The organism is Streptomyces sp. NPDC015242, from assembly GCF_043079125.1.
GTDB lineage: Bacteria > Actinomycetota > Actinomycetes > Streptomycetales > Streptomycetaceae > Streptomyces.
This window is the reverse complement of record NZ_JBIBUF010000007.1, coordinates 287,669-302,686: the sequence shown is the minus strand read 5'-3', so window position 1 is coordinate 302,686 and position 15,018 is coordinate 287,669. Positions and strand designations below refer to the sequence as shown.

At 73.1% G+C, this 15,018-nt stretch carries 12 protein-coding genes; 10 read left to right on the top strand and 2 right to left on the bottom strand.

Annotation, left to right across the window (positions count from 1 at the left end; all coding sequences use genetic code 11):
• Nucleotides 1-238: 238 nt before the first annotated feature.
• Nucleotides 239-2,392 (top strand): SpoIIE family protein phosphatase, encoded by a 2,154-nt coding sequence (locus ACF07N_RS24245; RefSeq protein ID WP_392116447.1) that lies wholly within the window; start codon nt 239-241, stop codon nt 2,390-2,392.
• 109 nt (nt 2,393-2,501) lie between these two features.
• Here the strand turns inward: ACF07N_RS24245 and ACF07N_RS24240 are convergent, their stop codons facing one another.
• Nucleotides 2,502-3,845, bottom strand: coding sequence for a S1 family peptidase (locus tag ACF07N_RS24240; protein ID WP_392116444.1), 1,344 nt, complete (start codon nt 3,843-3,845; stop codon nt 2,502-2,504).
• 632 nt (nt 3,846-4,477) lie between these two features.
• Between ACF07N_RS24240 and ACF07N_RS24235 the strand changes: the two genes are divergently transcribed.
• The 9 genes from ACF07N_RS24235 to ACF07N_RS24195 all read left to right on the top strand — a co-directional run bounded on the left by ACF07N_RS24235 (nt 4,478) and on the right by ACF07N_RS24195 (nt 14,038).
• On the top strand, nt 4,478-4,693 hold the full coding sequence (locus tag ACF07N_RS24235; protein WP_311684755.1) for a type A2 lantipeptide: 216 nt from the start codon (nt 4,478-4,480) through the stop codon (nt 4,691-4,693).
• Between the two features lie 140 nt (nt 4,694-4,833).
• Nucleotides 4,834-5,640, top strand: a complete 807-nt coding sequence (locus ACF07N_RS24230; RefSeq protein ID WP_392116441.1) for an HlyD family efflux transporter periplasmic adaptor subunit — start codon at nt 4,834-4,836, stop codon at nt 5,638-5,640.
• Nucleotides 5,637-7,862 carry an NHLP family bacteriocin export ABC transporter peptidase/permease/ATPase subunit gene (locus ACF07N_RS24225; protein WP_392116439.1) on the top strand — a complete coding sequence of 742 codons (2,226 nt, stop codon included), beginning with the start codon at nt 5,637-5,639 and terminating at the stop codon, nt 7,860-7,862. The genes ACF07N_RS24230 and ACF07N_RS24225 overlap by 4 nt, the downstream gene beginning before the upstream one ends.
• 1 nt (nt 7,863) lies before the next feature.
• Nucleotides 7,864-10,689 carry an NHLP bacteriocin export ABC transporter permease/ATPase subunit gene (locus tag ACF07N_RS24220; protein WP_392116436.1) on the top strand — a complete coding sequence of 942 codons (2,826 nt, stop codon included), beginning with the start codon at nt 7,864-7,866 and terminating at the stop codon, nt 10,687-10,689.
• A 92-nt stretch (nt 10,690-10,781) separates the two neighbouring features.
• A complete protein-coding gene (locus ACF07N_RS24215; protein WP_392116433.1) occupies nt 10,782-11,789 on the top strand; it encodes a Ppx/GppA family phosphatase in 1,008 nt (335 codons plus the stop codon).
• A gap of 60 nt (nt 11,790-11,849) precedes the next feature.
• Nucleotides 11,850-12,038, top strand: a complete 189-nt coding sequence (locus ACF07N_RS24210) for a hypothetical protein (protein ID WP_392116430.1) — start codon at nt 11,850-11,852, stop codon at nt 12,036-12,038.
• 130 nt (nt 12,039-12,168) lie between these two features.
• Nucleotides 12,169-13,176 carry an iron-containing redox enzyme family protein gene (locus ACF07N_RS24205; protein WP_383336488.1) on the top strand — a complete coding sequence of 336 codons (1,008 nt, stop codon included), beginning with the start codon at nt 12,169-12,171 and terminating at the stop codon, nt 13,174-13,176.
• Nucleotides 13,177-13,197: 21 nt separating this feature from the next.
• Nucleotides 13,198-13,851 (top strand): HemK2/MTQ2 family protein methyltransferase, encoded by a 654-nt coding sequence (locus tag ACF07N_RS24200; RefSeq protein WP_392116427.1) that lies wholly within the window; start codon nt 13,198-13,200, stop codon nt 13,849-13,851.
• Nucleotides 13,832-14,038 carry a CDGSH iron-sulfur domain-containing protein gene (locus tag ACF07N_RS24195; RefSeq protein ID WP_383347881.1) on the top strand — a complete coding sequence of 69 codons (207 nt, stop codon included), beginning with the start codon at nt 13,832-13,834 and terminating at the stop codon, nt 14,036-14,038. The genes ACF07N_RS24200 and ACF07N_RS24195 overlap by 20 nt, the downstream gene beginning before the upstream one ends.
• A gap of 165 nt (nt 14,039-14,203) precedes the next feature.
• Here ACF07N_RS24195 and ACF07N_RS24190 read toward each other — a convergent pair whose 3' ends face one another.
• Entirely contained in the window at nt 14,204-14,638 is a 435-nt protein-coding gene (locus ACF07N_RS24190) for a protease inhibitor (protein ID WP_392116424.1), read from the bottom strand.
• Nucleotides 14,639-15,018 lie beyond the last annotated feature (380 nt).

Here is a 15,018-nt window from a genome sequence, read left to right as displayed (position 1 = left end):
CAGGCCGCCGGGTACCGGGGCGACGGGCCGCCAGGCCGCCGGGCGCCGGGGGCCGGGGGCCGGGGGCCGGGCCGCCGGGCCGCCGGGTACCGGGGTGACGGGGCGCACGGGCCGCTCTCGCGGGAGCAGCCGCATGTGACCGCGGGTAACCGGCTTCGTCGCCCTCCGCTCGTCGTGCGCGACCGGCCGTCAGGGGGGAGATTTGTTCCTGGGCCCGGTCGCCCGACCGTGCGAGGAGGTGGTCGGCGTGTCCGACGGGCAGTCGTCCGCGCAGGCGCCGGCAGCCGCCAGGACGCCGGTCGGCCGTCCCATGCTGTCCTTGGCGCTGGCCTCGATGATGGACGAGGTGCACGCCCACTCCGGCGCGGTGTACCTGCTCGCGCCCGACCAGCCCGTGCTGGAGATGGCGGTGATGGCCGGACTGCCCCGGGCGTTCGCGGCGCCGTGGGAGCGGGTGGGGCTGACCGCGCCGATCCCGGTCGCCGACGCGGCGCGCGAACGGCGGCTGGTGTGGGTCGGCGGCGAGGAGGAGATGGCCCGGCACTATCCGCGGATCGCCGTGGTGCTCCCCTATCCGTTCGCCCTCGCCGCGGTGCCGGTCGCCACCGAGTCGGCCGTGTACGGCGCGGTCTTCGTCACCTGGCCGGGGGCGCATCCGCCGCTGCTGTCCGACCACGAACGCGAGCACCTGACCGCGGCGTGCGGCCGGCTGGCGGTGCGGTTGGAGCGGGCCGCCGAGCTGAGCATCCCGCCGCACCCCGAGCCCGACCTGGTGGCCGCGCCGGTGGGCGGCGTGGCCGGGACGCTCGGCACGGTCGAGGCGGCCCGGATGGTGAGCCGGCTGCCGTACGGGCTGGTCTCCCTCGACCTGCACGGCCGGATCGGCTTCGTCAACGCGGCGGCGGCCGACCTGCTGAACGTCCCGGTCAGCCGGCTGCTGGGGACGCAGCTGTGGGCGTCGGTGCCGTGGCTCAACGACCCCGTCTACGAGGACCGGTACCGGGCCGCACTGCTCAGCCAGCGCATCACCTCGTTCGTGGCGCTGCGCCCGCCTGGCGAGTGGCTGTCGTTCCGGCTGTATCCGAGCACGACGGGCCTCAGTGTGCGCATCACCCGGTCCCGGGCCGTGTCGGAGATGAACCGCACCGTGCCGCCGCCGGACGGGACACCGTCCCGGCTGGTCACCATCTCGCAGGTGCTGAACCTGGCCGGCGCGCTCACCGAGGCGGTCGGGGTGCAGGACGTGGTGCAGCTGGTCGCCGACGAGATCGCGCCGGCCGTCGGCAGTCAGGCCCTGGTCGTGCTCGGCTCCCGGGCGAACCGCCTGCGGGTGCTCGGGCACCGCGGCTACCCGGACGCGCACGTGGTCGAACGGTTCGACGGCCTCCCCCTGAGCCGGCCGACACCCGGCACGCAGGTGCTGCGGACCGGCGTGCCGGCCTTCTTCGAGTCGCAGGAGCAGCTGGAACGCCTGTACCCGGCGCGGCTCGCCACCCCCGACGGGTTCGCCGCCTGGGCCTATCTGCCGCTGATCGCCCAGGGGCGCCCGGTGGGGACGTGCGTGCTCTCCTACGCCGAGCCGCACCACTTTCCCCCGGACGAGCGGGCGATCATGACCAGCCTGGCCGGGCTGATCGCCCAGGCGCTGGAACGGGCGCTCCTCTACGATGCCAAGCACCGCCTCGCGCACGGCCTGCAGGAGGCCCTGCTGCCGCACTCCCTGCCGTCGCTGCCCGGCATCGAGGCGGCGGGCCGCTATGTGCCGGCCACGCAGGGCATGGACATCGGCGGCGACTTCTACGACCTGGTGCGCACCCAGGGCACGGCCGCGGCCGTGATCGGCGACGTCCAGGGCCACAACGTCACGGCGGCCGGCCTGATGGGGCAGGTGCGGACCGCGGTCCGGGCGTACACGGCCGTGGGCCAGGAGCCCGAGGAGGTCATGCGCAGCACCAACCGGCTGCTGCTCGACCTGGGCTCCGAACTGTTCGCGAGCTGCCTGTACCTGCGGCTGGACCCGGCGCACGGGCGGGCCGTGATGTCCCGGGCGGGCCATCCCCCGCCGCTGCTGAGACGGCCGGACGGCCGGGTGCGCGTCCTCGACCTGGCCGGCGGACCGCTGCTCGGCATCGACGCCGGGGCGGTGTACCCGACGACGGAGGTCGCCCTCCCGCCCGGTTCCCTGCTCGTCCTCTACACCGACGGCCTGGTCGAGTCCCCCGGCACGGACTTCGAGGAGGCAGTCGCGGACCTGTGCCATCGCCTCGCCGACACCGGGGACCAGCCCCTGGACGACCTCGCCGACAGCCTCGTGCACCAGGAACGGCACCTCACCGACGGCGAGGAACGCCTGGACGACATCGCCCTGCTGCTGATCCGGGCGCGGGAGTAGGCGGCGGCGCGCCCGGGGCCCGCAGGGCCCGGGACAACGCCGGTGAGTTGGTCCGCTCCGGCCCGGAAGGAGGGCGGGAGCGGACCGGCTCACCGGCGTGGCGGCGGGGTCAGCGCGACTCGGTCAGGCCCGACTCGTCCCCGACCCCCTGCCCGGCGTCCTGCCCGGCCCCGGCACCGGCTTCCTCACCGGCACCGGCTCCCTGACCGGCACCGGCCTCTTCGCCAGCGCCGGCCCCTTCGCCCGCGCCCGCACCCTCACCGGCACCGGCACCCGCTTCCTCACCGGCGCCCGCGCCGGCCTCCTCACCCGCGCCGGCTCCGCTGCCCGCGGCGCCGCCGCCGAGGGTCGCGCCGACGGCCTCCAGCGCGGTGGTCACCGGCTGGAAGAACGTCTCGCCTCCGACCGTGCAGTCACCGCTGCCGCCGGAGGTCAGGCCGATCGCGAGACCGTCCTGGGTGAACAGCGAGCCGCCGCTGTCACCGGGCTCGGCGCACACATTGGTCTGGATGAGCCCGGTGACCGTGCCCTCCGGGTAGTTCACCGTGGCGTCGAGACCGAGGACCTGGCCGTCGGCGAGCCCGGTGGTGCTGCCCATCCGGAAGACCTCCTGGCCGACGGTGGCCTCGGCGGCCTCGGTGATCTGGACGGTCTGGTTGCCGAGGTCGACCTCGCTGGGCGCCTGGGTCGCCGGGTCGTCGTACTTCACGAGTGCGAAGTCGCCGTCGCCGGGGAAGGTCGACTGGTCGACCGTGGCGATCGGCCGGCCGCCCTGGGTGTCGGACCACTGGTTGCCGCCGAGGGTGCAGTGACCGGCCGTCAGGAACGCCGGGGAGCCGTCGCCCGCGGTGACGTTGAACCCGAGGGAGCAGCGCGAGCCGCCGGCGAAGATGGCGTCGCCGCCGGAGACGAACGGCTTGAACGTGCCCGCCGACTTCTTGAGGGTCGCCATGCCGGTGCCGAGGCTCCGCACGGTGGACTCCAGCTTGTCCCACTCGGCGCCGGTCACGGTGCTGTCGGCCGTCACCAGGAGCTTGTTGGTGCGCGGGTCGATCGACCAGGAGGTGCCCGCGATGGTCGCCTCGGACTTCAGCGTCGACGCCCCGTCCTGCAGTTCCGACCAGCTGTTGTCGACCTCGCGGACCTTCGCGCCGGCCGCCTTGGCCTGCACGATCACGTTGTTGTTGTCACCCGGTACGACGTTGACGACGAGCTGCCGGCTGTCACCGTCGTAGTAGGAGCCGCCGAACGCGTCACCGAGCATGCCGGCGAGCCGCGAGGCGAGATCCGAGGCGTCGCCGGCCTTCAGGGTCTTCGGCGCGGCCGCCGCGCCGTCGGCCGAACCGTCCTGCGACGCGTTGGCGTGGGGCAGCAGGAGCGCGGCCGCGCCGAGCGCCACCACGCTGCCCGCCGCTATCGCGGCCTTGCGCTTCGGAATTCGCTTGTGACTCAAACTTCTCTCCTCCTGGGGGACGGAGTGGGGGGCCGCCGTCCGGCAGCTCGTCGGGGGGCACCTGGATGGCTGTTGGTACGCACGGGTCGCGCCGGGCGTTCAATTCCGTTTGCACGTGGCTCTCAAGCCTGGTGACGGCCGGTCAGTCACGAGGGCGTCACCGCGTCACCGTTCTCGACACGGTGCGTATCCGATCGGAAACGGTCTGTCGTGTGCGCCGAGTTGAATCCCGCCTTCAGCGAATCTGCACATCGAATGCTCAACCCGGTCACCGAAAAGAGGGTCGCCCGCATGCCCTTCGCGTCGGTCACGCCTTTACGACGGGAGTGCCGGATTTCGCCGTCCGGCAATTCAAGAGCCGGATTGAGCCGATGCCGTGGCGCATGTGAAGAAGTCGCCACCGACGCGTGCGCAAACCTGCACGGACAGGCGCTGCAACGCCGCAAGTTCCCAGGTGGGACGGGTGGTTGATTGGAAGCCCAGTCCCGCGGCGTGCTTTGATCCATCGCACCGCGGGGGCCGCGAAGGGCATGCGGAAACGCGTGTCCGGCGCTCGTGGTCGCGGCCGTCATCTGTCCCCAGAGGGGGCCGCTCCCCCCTTGTGAGATATCCATATGAAGGGAAGTTCCATCATGAACTCCACCCCCCAGGTCGAGACCGTCGAGATCGCCGACGCCGAGCTCGACGCCGTCTCCGGCGGCCTGTCCGTGAACGCCGTGAGCACCGTCACCGACACGGTGGACAGCATCGCTCCGGTTTCCGGCCTGGTGAACACCGCCGTCGGCACCGTCGAGGGTGTCACCGGCCTGAACACGGCCCCGGTCACCAACCTGGTCGCCGGTCTCTGATCCGGCCTCACGCCGTTGACTCCCGGAGCCGCAGCCGGCGGTTCCGGGATCTTCGGGTGCCATGACAGGCGCAGAGGCCGGGCGCCCCGGCCGTCTCCGCCGGCTCCGTAACCACCTCTTCCACGGGTGAGGGAAGGTCCTTGCAGTTCCGCCAACAGGCCCTCGCCAAGCTGCAGTCACCGGAGGAGCTCGACCTGCCGGTGCGTTTCGCCCGTCCGCAGGGCTGGCTCGTGCTGTCCGTGACGGTGGTCGCCATGGCGGCCGCCTCGCTGTGGGCGGTGACCGGCTCGGTGGCCTCCACCGTCAGCGCGCCCGCCATCCTCACGCACGGGCAGGGCAGTTACGTCCTGCAGAGCCCCGTCTCCGGCCAGGTCACCGCGGTCCTCGCCGAGCAGGGCGAGCGGCTCCCGGCGAACTCCCCGGTGATCGAGGTCCGCACCGCCCGGGGCGAGACCGTCGTCCGCACCCTCGACGCGGGCCGGGTCTCCGCACTCGCCACGAGCGTCGGGCAGATCATCCGCACCGGCGCGGACGTCGCCGCCGTCGAGAAGGTCGCCCGCACCGGCGACCCCCTCTACGCCACGGTCTACGTACCCGCCGAGAACGCCGCGTCGATCCCCGGCGGCGCCGCCGTCGACCTGACCGTGCAGTCGGTGCCGACGCAGGAGTACGGCGTGCTGCGCGGCCATGTGAAGTCCGTGGACCGCTCGGCCCAGTCGCCGCAGCAGATCGCCGCGTTCCTCGGGGACAGCCAGCTCGGCGAGCAGTTCACGAAGAAGGGCAGGCCGGTGGCCGTGACGGTCCGGCTGGACAAGTCCTCCGCCACGAGGAGCGGTTACGCGTGGTCCTCCGCCGAGGGACCGCCGTTCAAGCTGACGTCCATGACGCCGGCCTCCGGCTCCATCAAGCTGGCCGACCAGCGTCCCGTCGACTGGCTGCTGCCATGAGCGCGCCCGCACGGCAGACCCGGGGCAGGCGCCGCGCCGCCCCGCCGAAACGCACGGTGCCCAAGGCCGGGGCGAAGACCGTGCGCACCCCCACCGTCCTGCAGATGGAGGCCGTCGAGTGCGGCGCCGCCTCCCTGGCGATGGTGCTCGGCCACTACGGCAAGCACGTCCCGCTGGAGGAGCTGCGCATCGCCTGCGGCGTCTCCCGCGACGGCTCGCGCGCCAGCAACCTGCTGAAGGCGGCCCGCAGTTACGGCCTGACGGCCAAGGGCATGCAGATGGACCTGGCGGCCCTCGCCGAGGTGAAGTCGCCGGCCGTCCTGTTCTGGGAGTTCAACCACTACGTCGTCTACGACGGTATGGGCCGCCGCTTCGGCCGCCGGGGCGTCTACATCAACGACCCCGGCAAGGGCCGCCGGTTCGTGCCCATGGAGGACTTCGACGGCAGCTTCACCGGCGTCGTACTGGTCATGGAACCCGGCGAGGACTTCACCCGGGGCGGCCGCAAACCGGGTGTCCTGGGCGCGATGCCCGCCCGGCTGCGCGGCACCGCGGGCACCCTGCCGGCCGCCGTCCTGGCGAGCCTGCTGCTGGTCGCGGTCGGCGCCGCGGTGCCCGCGCTCAGCCGCACCTACATCGACGAGTTCCTGATCGGCGGACAGACCTCGCTGCTCGGCGTGCTGTTCACGTCGATGGGGGCGTGCGTGCTGCTCACGGTCGTGCTGACCTGGCTGCAGCAGGCCAATCTGCTGCACGGCCGGATCATCTCCTCGACCCTGTCCAGCGCCCGGTTCCTGCGGCACCTGCTGCGGCTGCCGGTGACGTTCTTCTCCCAGCGCAGCCCGGCCGACCTGGTGCAGCGGCTGCAGTCCAACGACGCGGTCGCCGAGACCCTCTCCCGCGACCTCGCGGCGGCGGGCGTGGACGCGATCGTGGTCGTGCTGTACGCGGTGCTGCTGTACACCTACGACCCGCAGCTGACCTTCGTCGGCATCGGCGTGGCCCTGCTGAACATCGTGGCCATGCGGATCGTCGTACGGCTGCGCGCCACCCGCACCGCGAAGCTGCGCGCCGACACGGCCCGGCTCACCAACACCGCCTACACCGGACTGCAGCTCATCGAGACGATGAAGGCGACCGGCGGCGAGGACGGCTACTTCCGCAAGTGGGCCGGGCAGCACGCCACCACGCTGGAGGAGCAGCAGCGGCTCGGCGTGCCCAGCGCCTGGCTGGGCGTGGTCGCGCCGACGCTCGCCACGCTCAACAGCGCGCTGATCCTGTGGATCGGCGGCATGCGCGCGGTCGAGGGGCACATCTCGGTCGGTCTGCTGGTCGCCTTCCAGGCCCTGGTCACCCGGTTCACCGCCCCGCTGACCCGGCTGAACGGCGTCGCGGGCCGCATCCAGGACTTCGCCGCCGACGTGGCCCGGCTGAAGGACGTGGAGAACTTCAAGGCCGATCCGCTCTACGGCCGCCCCGGCGCCGGTGAGTCGACGCGCCGGCTGCAGGGCCACGTCGAGCTGGAGAACGTCACCTTCGGCTACAGCCCGCTCGACAAGCCGCTGCTGACCGGCTTCGACCTGACGGTCGGGCCCGGGCAGCAGGTGGCGCTGGTCGGCGGCTCCGGCTCCGGGAAGTCCACGGTGTCCCGGCTCATCTCCGGCCTGTACGCGCCGTGGGAGGGCGTGATCCGCATCGACGGGCAGCGCATCGAGGACATCCCACGCGGGGCGCTCGCCGCCTCCGTCTCCTTCGTCGACCAGGACGTGTTCCTCTTCGAGGGCACGGTCCGCGACAACGTGGCGCTGTGGGACCCGTCGATCCCGGACGACGCGGTGGAGGACGCGCTGCGCGACGCCGCCCTGTACGACGTGATCGCGCGCCGGCCCGGCGGCATCCACAGCCGGGTCGAGCAGGACGGCCGCAACTTCTCCGGCGGGCAGCGCCAGCGTCTGGAGATCGCGCGGGCGCTGGTGCGCCGCCCCAGCATCCTGGTGCTCGACGAGGTGACCAGCGCGCTGGACGCGGAGACCGAGCTGGTCGTCATGGACAACCTGCGCCGGCGCGGCTGTGCCTGCGTGGTGATCGCGCACCGGCTGAGCACCGTGCGCGACAGCGACGAGATCGTCGTCCTGCAGCACGGCACGGTCGTGGAGCGGGGACGGCACGAGGACCTGGTGGCGCGCGGCGGCGCCTACGCGGCACTGGTCAGGGAACGGTGACATGACGACCGTCCACGAAGCACACGACGGGGACCTCGTCCTGGGCGCCTTCGGGCAGCTCGGCTCGCGTCTCGACTGCGCCGGCTTCAGCCGCCTCGACCTGGAAGGCCCCCAGGTGCTGTGGCTGGTCGCGTCCGGCGCCGTCGACCTGTTCGCGGTCGACGCGGGCCGGCAGGGTCACTGGCACCATCTGGGCCGGCTGGAGGCGGGCTCGCTGGTGCTCGGCCCGGTGGCCGGGCCCCAGCACACCCTGGTGGCCCGCCCGCTGCGGGACTGCGTGGTGCACCGCGTCGCCCTGCGCGAGCTGTACCAGCCCGCGAACACCGCGACCTGGTCGTACGACGAGTACGGCACCCCGCAGTACGTGCCGCCGACGACGAGCCCCCTGGAGTACGCGCTCGCCCTCGGCGTCGGCCGCAGCCTGTCCATCCTGTTCCAGGCACCGATGGCCACCGAGCGGGCGGCGGCGCCCACCGACGACGACGTCTTCTGGATGCAGGTGCCGCCCGGCAGCGTGCAGTACGGCTCGCTGTACGGGGCCGAGGCGGCGGCCGACCTGCTGATGGACCCGGCGCTGTGGCAGTCCATGGTCGACCAGCAGTACCGGCTGCTGACCACGCTGGACCGCTGGATCGAGCAGCTGGAGCGCACCCACGAGGACCGCACCGCCGAGGGCATCAAGGCCGGTGAGGCGGTGCGCGCCCAGGCCGACCGGACGCTGCTCGCCTCGATCGGCAGGCGGTCGTCGAAGCGGACCACCGCGGCCGACGCCGACGCGACCTGGGCGGCGTGCAGGCTGGTCGGGCAGGCGGCCGGGATCAGCCTCGCGGAGCCCACGCAGAAGGGCATTGGGGGTGACCGCCTCGACCCGGTCGAGCAGATCGCCCTGGCCTCCCGGGTCCGTACCCGGGCCGTGCGGCTGGACGGCCGCTGGTGGCGGGACGACGTCGGGCCGCTGGTCGGCCGGCGGGCCCTGTCGGGCGCGCCCGTGGCGCTGCTGTGGCGGCGCGGCGGCTATGTGGCGGTCCATCCCTCGACCGGTCGCGAGACACCGGTCGAGAAGGCCAACGCCGACGAGTTCGAGCCGCGCGCGGTGATGTTCTACCGCCCGCTGCCCGAGCGCGCGCTCGGTCCGCTGGGGCTGCTGCGGTTCTGCGTGCGGGGCATGCGCGGTGATCTCACGGCCCTGCTGCTCAGCGGCCTGGTCACGGTGGCGATCGGGGCGCTGGTGCCTCTCGCGACGGGCAAGGTGCTCGGCGAGTTCGTGCCGAAGGCGCAGACCGGCCTGATCGCGCAGGTGTGCCTGGCGGTGATGCTCAGCAGCGTGGTCGCCGCGGCCTTCATGCTGCTGCAGAACCTGACCATCCTGCGGCTGGAGGGCCGTATCGAGGCCACGCTCCAGCCGGCCGTGTGGGACCGGCTGCTGCGGTTGCCGACGAAGTTCTTCACCGAGCGCTCCACCGGCGAACTGGCCAGCGCGGCCATGGGCATCAGCGCCATCCGCCGGCTGCTCGCGGGGGTCGGGCCGACGGTCGCCCAGTCGGTGACGGTAGGGGCGATGAACCTCGGGCTGCTGCTGTGGTTCAGCGTGCCGATGGCGATGGCCGCGATCGGCATGCTGGTCGTCATCGCGGCCGTGTTCCTGGGGCTCGGGCTGTGGCAGGTGCGCTGGCAGCGGCGGCTGGTGGTGCTCTCCAACAAGCTCAACAACCAGGCGTTCCAGACGCTGCGCGGCCTGCCCAAGCTGCGGGTGGCCGCCGCCGAGAACTACGCGTACGCCGCCTGGGCGTCGGAGTTCGCGCGCAGCCGGGAACTCCAGCAGCGGGTGGGGCGCATCAAGAACATCACCGCGGTGCTGGGCGCCGTCTACCTGCCGCTGTGCACGCTGCTGATGTTCATGCTGCTGGCGGGACCGGCCCGGGGTTCGATGTCGGCGGCGGCGTTCCTGACGTTCAGCACGTCGGTGACGATGCTGCTCACCTCCGTCACACAGCTCACCGGCGCGTTCGTGTCGGCGGTGGCGGCGCTGCCGCTGTTCGAGGAGATCAGGCCGGTGCTGGACGCCACGCCCGAGGTGCGCGCGGCCAGTACCCGGCCGGGTCCGCTGACCGGCGCGATCGAGGCACGGCGGGTGTCGTTCCGCTACACGGACGACGGGCCGCTGATCCTGGACGACGTGTCGTTCGAGGCGCGGCCGGGCGAGTTCGTCGCGATCGTCGGCCCGAGCGGCTGCGGCAAGTCGACACTGCTGCGCCTGCTGATCGGCTTCGACCGCCCCGTCTCGGGCAGCGTGCTGTACGACGGCCAGGACCTGGCGGCCCTCGACCAGTCGGCGGTACGCCGCCAGTGCGGGGTGGTGCTGCAGCACGCGCAGCCGTTCACCGGCTCGATCCTGGACGTCATCTGCGGCACCGAGCCGTTCACGCCGGAGGAGGCGATGGCGGCGGCCGAGATGGCCGGGCTCGCCGAGGACATCAAGCGGATGCCGATGGGCCTGCACACCATCGTCTCGGGCAGCGGGGCCGTCTCCGGCGGCCAGCGCCAGCGGCTGATGATCGCCCAGGCGCTGATCCGCCGGCCGCGGATCCTGTTCTTCGACGAGGCGACCAGCGCCCTCGACAACGAGACGCAGCGCACGGTCATCGAGAGCACCAAGGCCCTCAACGCGACCCGGATCGTGATCGCGCACCGGCTGTCGACCGTGCTGGACGCCGACCGGGTCGTGGTGATGGAGGACGGCAAGGTCATCCAGCAGGGGCCGCCCGCGCAGCTGCTCGCCGACACGAACGGGCGGCTGCACGAGCTGGTGCGGCGCCAGATGGCGTGACGCGGCGCACCCGCGGGGACGCCGATGGCGCATCCTCGGCCATCCCGCGGCCCGTTCCGTTGGTCCGGCCCGGAAATGGGTACCCACCGCGCATGCGAATCAGCGTGGTGGACGTGGGATCGAACACGGTCAGACTTGTGGTCGCCGACGCGGAGGGCGGCGTGCCGCTCCCCGTGCACACCGCCAAGTGGCGACTGCGCCTGTCCGAGCAGGTCACACCGGGGGGACCCATCCCGGAGAAGGCCGTGGAACAGCTGGTGCACGCGGTCGCGGAGGCCAGCGGGACGGCCGCCCGGTGGGGCGCGGCCGGACCGTTGGCCTTCGCGACCGCCGTGGTGCGCAACGCGCCGAACCGGCAGGAGGTGCTGCACACCGTCCGCACCCGCACGGGCGTGGACCTGTGCACCCTGCCCGGTGAGGTCGAGGCCGAGCTGACCTTCCTCGGGGCCCGCCGCTGGATGGGGTGGCGCTCCGGTCCCCTCGCCCTGCTCGACATCGGCGGCGGCACCCTGGAGGTCGCCTTCGGGCGCGGCCGGCTGCCGGACTTCGTCGCGTCGCTGCCGCTGGGGGCGCGGCGGCTCACCCACGAGTACTTCGCGGACGACGACCCGCCGTCGCCCGAGCAGCTGCGCGCCCTGCGCCGCAAGGTCCGCCACCAGCTGCGGGACGTCGCCGCCCGGATCCGCTGGGAGGGTCCGCGCACCGCGGTGGCCACCTCCCGCACCTTCCAGCAGCTGGGCCGGCTGTGCGGCGCCGCGCCCGGCCGGCGCGGCCCGTTCGTGGACCGCGAGATGCGCCGCAGCGACCTGCGCGAGGCGATCAGGCAGCTGGCCGCCCTGCCCGCCGCGGACCGCGCGCGCCTGCCCGGTATCTCCGCGCCGCGGGCCGCGCAGAGCCTGGCCGGGGCCGTCGTCGGGCACACGGCGATGAAGCTGACCGGTCTGCGGTCCCTCACCGTCTGCCCCTGGGCGATCCGCGAGGGCGTGCTGCTGCGGCACATCGAGGACGGCCCGTCCTGGTGGGCGGAGGTGACCCGGCTGAACGCCGAGGAGGCCCCCGCCGAACCCGTACCCCTGCGCATCGCCACCGCCTCAACCTGAGCGAACCCCGATACCGGACCCTGCGGTGACGCGCAGACCGCACCGAGGAAAGGAGACCTTGTGTCCCACGACCAGCACCGCGACGACTCCGCCCGGCAGCCCGAGACGGCCCTGGAGGAGGTCCTGCGCGAGATCGAGGACGCCGAGACGCGCACCCACGACTCCGACGGGCAGCGGCGCCGCAGGGGCGAGGCCGGCGACGCCATCACGCCCAACCCGGACGCCCAGGAGCAGTCCGGCAAGGACTGAACGAGACGGCGCGGGCCCGGGCGACGCGCGGCGGCGGGAAGCCGCGGCCGGCGGCCCGGGCCCGCCGTCATGACCGGGATCTCCCGCTCCCCGGCGGTGACCTTGCGCCCCGTCCGGGTACCCGGCGCGCATGGAGCACGAAGAACCAGGACTGCCCACCCCGCGCGGGCCGCTCAGCAGAGGCGTCGAGGCGTACCTGCGAGGAGCGGGCCGGCTGCCCCGCATGGAGGACGTCGCGCGTGCGCCGGTGTACGGCGACGACCTTCAGCTCGCCCTCTACCTCTGCTACGAGCTGCACTACCGCGGTTTCGCGGGGGTGCCCCCCGAGCGCGAGTGGGACCCCGAGCTGCTGCGCGTGCGCGCGGCCATGGAACACCGCTTCCTGTCCGCGCTGCGCACCGACGCGCACGTCCACGACAGTGTCGACGACGCCCTGGCGTCGCTGCTGGTCGAGCCCGTGGACGGCAAGGGCGTCTCGTACTTCCTGCGCGACGAGGGCGAGCTGTGGCAGCTGCGCGAGTACGCGGCCCAGCGTTCGCTCTACCACCTCAAGGAGGCCGACCCGCACGCCTGGGTGCTGCCGCGGCTGTGGGGGCGGGCGAAGGCGGGGATGGCGGCAGTGGAGTTCGACGAGTGGGGCGGGGGCCGCGCCGACCGGGTGCACGCCCGCCTCTTCGCCGACCTCATGACGGACCTGGGCCTGGACACCGGCTATGGCCGCTACCTCGGCGCGGCCTGCGCCGAGGCCCTGGTCACCGTGAACATGATGTCCCTGTTCGGCCTGCACCGGTCCCTCAGGGGCGCCCTGGTCGGCCATTTCGCGACGGTCGAGATCACCTCGTCCCCGGGGTCGCGGCGGCTGGCCGAGGCGATGCGCCGCACCGGCGCCGGGCCGGCGGCCGAGCACTTCTACGACGAGCACGTCGAGGCCGACGCGGTCCACGAGCAGGTCGTACGCCACGAGGTGATCGGCGGGCTGCTGGAGCAGGAGCCGCATCTCGCGGCGGACGTCGTCCTCGGCATCGACGCCACGGAATTCGTCGAGGAGCGCTTCGGTGCCCGGCTGCTCGCCGACTGGCGCGCGTCCCGCTCGTCACTGCGGGAACCGCTGGCCCATGAGGCGACCCATATCTCCTGAACAGCGGGGTACTCGGCGCCCGTGAATCCACTGGTACTGCCGGGCGTGTACGCCCCACAGGAGGACACCGAGCTGCTGGCCGGTGCCCTGTCCGACGAACCGCTCCCGCCGGGCGCGGAGGTCCTCGACGTGGGCACCGGGTCCGGCGCCCTGGCCCTGGAGGCCGCCCGCCGCGGTCTGCGGGTGACCGCCGTCGACGTGTCCTGGGGCGCCGTGCTGGCGGCCCGGCTCAACGCCCGGCGGGCGGGACTGCGGGTCCGCATCCGGCACGGGAACCTCTTCGGGCCCGTGCGGGGCGAGACGTTCGATCTGATCCTGGCCAATCCGCCGTACGTGCCGGCACCCCACGGTCACCGCGCCCCGCGCGGCGCGGCCCGGGCGTGGGACGCCGGCGGCGACGGGCGGCTGGTCGTCGACCGGATCTGCCGGGAGGCACCCGCGCACTTGCGTCCCGGCGGGGTGCTGCTGCTGGTGCAGTCGGCGCTCAGCGGCCCGGACGCGACCGTGCGGGAGCTGCGCACGGCCGGTCTGAAGGCGGCGGTGATCCGGCGGGAGCGGATCGCGTTCGGGCCGGTGCTGCGCGGCCGGGAACGCTGGCTGCGGGAGCGAGGGCTGCTGTCCGCCGACGAGGACAAGGAAGAGCTGGTGGTGGTCCGTGCCGAACTCCCCGTCTGACCCGTCCGGCGCCCCGCGCCGGGTCTCCGTCCAGCGCAAGGGCCCGCTGCTGATCGAGGGCCCGGTCGAGGTGGAGCTGGAGGACGGCTCCGTCGTCTCCTCCGACCGCTTCCGCGTGGCGTTGTGCACCTGCCGCCGCAGCCGCCGCTACCCGTGGTGCGACACGAGCCACCGCGACCGGGCCTGACCCCCGGGACGTGGAAGACCCGGGGGCCGGCGGGCGGCCCCACTCCGCCCGCCGGCCCCCTTGTACGAGATCGCGGTCTCCCGTGACAGCGGCCCGGCTCCCCAGCCACGGTCCGCTGTGCCTCACGGGAACGGCGCGATCCCGGTTCATGGGAGTGCCGCGCCCCTAGAAGGAGAAGACGCCCGTGCCGTAGGCGTTCTTCATGCACTCGTTGGAGAAGGTGCGCTCGTAGGAGACGCGCTTGCCCTGCCAGACCCCGTCCACCGTGACGACCACCGGGTCGTACTGCTTGGTGCACATCACGCCCTCCGTGGCGGACAGGGCGTCGAGGTCGCCGCTGACGCCGCGCAGTTCCGCGCAGGCCTCGGCGGCGGCCGGGTGCGTGCCGGCGGGCCGCGGGGCGCAGGACAGGGTGACCGCGCGTACGGGAGTCGCTGAGATCGCGCTCTCGCCGTGGCCCACAGTGAGGACGAGGGCCGACGGGGCGTAGAGCGCGGTGGGGGCCTGACCCGGGTCGGCGAGCGCGGCCCCGGAGAGGGGTCCGCAGACGGCGGTGGCCGTCAGTCCGACAGTCATGGCCCAGCGCGCGGTGGTCCGCATTGTGTGCATCCTTCCGCTCGACTACAGGGGGTGCCGGCCCGTGCTCGGTCGGTGCCGGGTCGGCGAGCGCCACTCTGCCGAGTCCGCCGCGGAAACACACATCGACCCCACGGGTTTCAGTAACCTTGCGTATTGAATCAGTGGCGCGAAGTTACGGAACGAGAGCGGGCGAAGCCCGTAACCGCACGGTTCCCGGTGTCGGGAAGCGGCCAGATGGCCGATTTTCCTGCGCTGGTTAATCGGCCTGAAACATTCAGATCCGGCTTCCGGATGACCACTTTGCAACCGCTTGCGTTCATGCTCCGGACCGGGAAACGTCACAGCCGACGGCGAGGCGGTGGGATGGTGGCCCGGCAAGGACGTGCGGCGGGCGATCGACG

Bases quoted from the DNA above. Each gene is read 5' to 3' on its own strand.
- ACF07N_RS24235 (WP_311684755.1), top strand. From the start codon at position 4,478: ATGAACTCCACCCCCCAGGTCGAGACCGTCGAGATCGCCGACGCCGAG.
- ACF07N_RS24225 (WP_392116439.1), top strand. From the start codon at position 5,637: ATGAGCGCGCCCGCACGGCAGACCCGGGGCAGGCGCCGCGCCGCCCCG.
- ACF07N_RS24190 (WP_392116424.1), bottom strand. From the start codon at position 14,638: ATGCGGACCACCGCGCGCTGGGCCATGACTGTCGGACTGACGGCCACC.
- ACF07N_RS24220 (WP_392116436.1), top strand. From the start codon at position 7,864: ATGACGACCGTCCACGAAGCACACGACGGGGACCTCGTCCTGGGCGCC.
- ACF07N_RS24205 (WP_383336488.1), top strand. From the start codon at position 12,169: ATGGAGCACGAAGAACCAGGACTGCCCACCCCGCGCGGGCCGCTCAGC.
- ACF07N_RS24215 (WP_392116433.1), top strand. From the start codon at position 10,782: ATGCGAATCAGCGTGGTGGACGTGGGATCGAACACGGTCAGACTTGTG.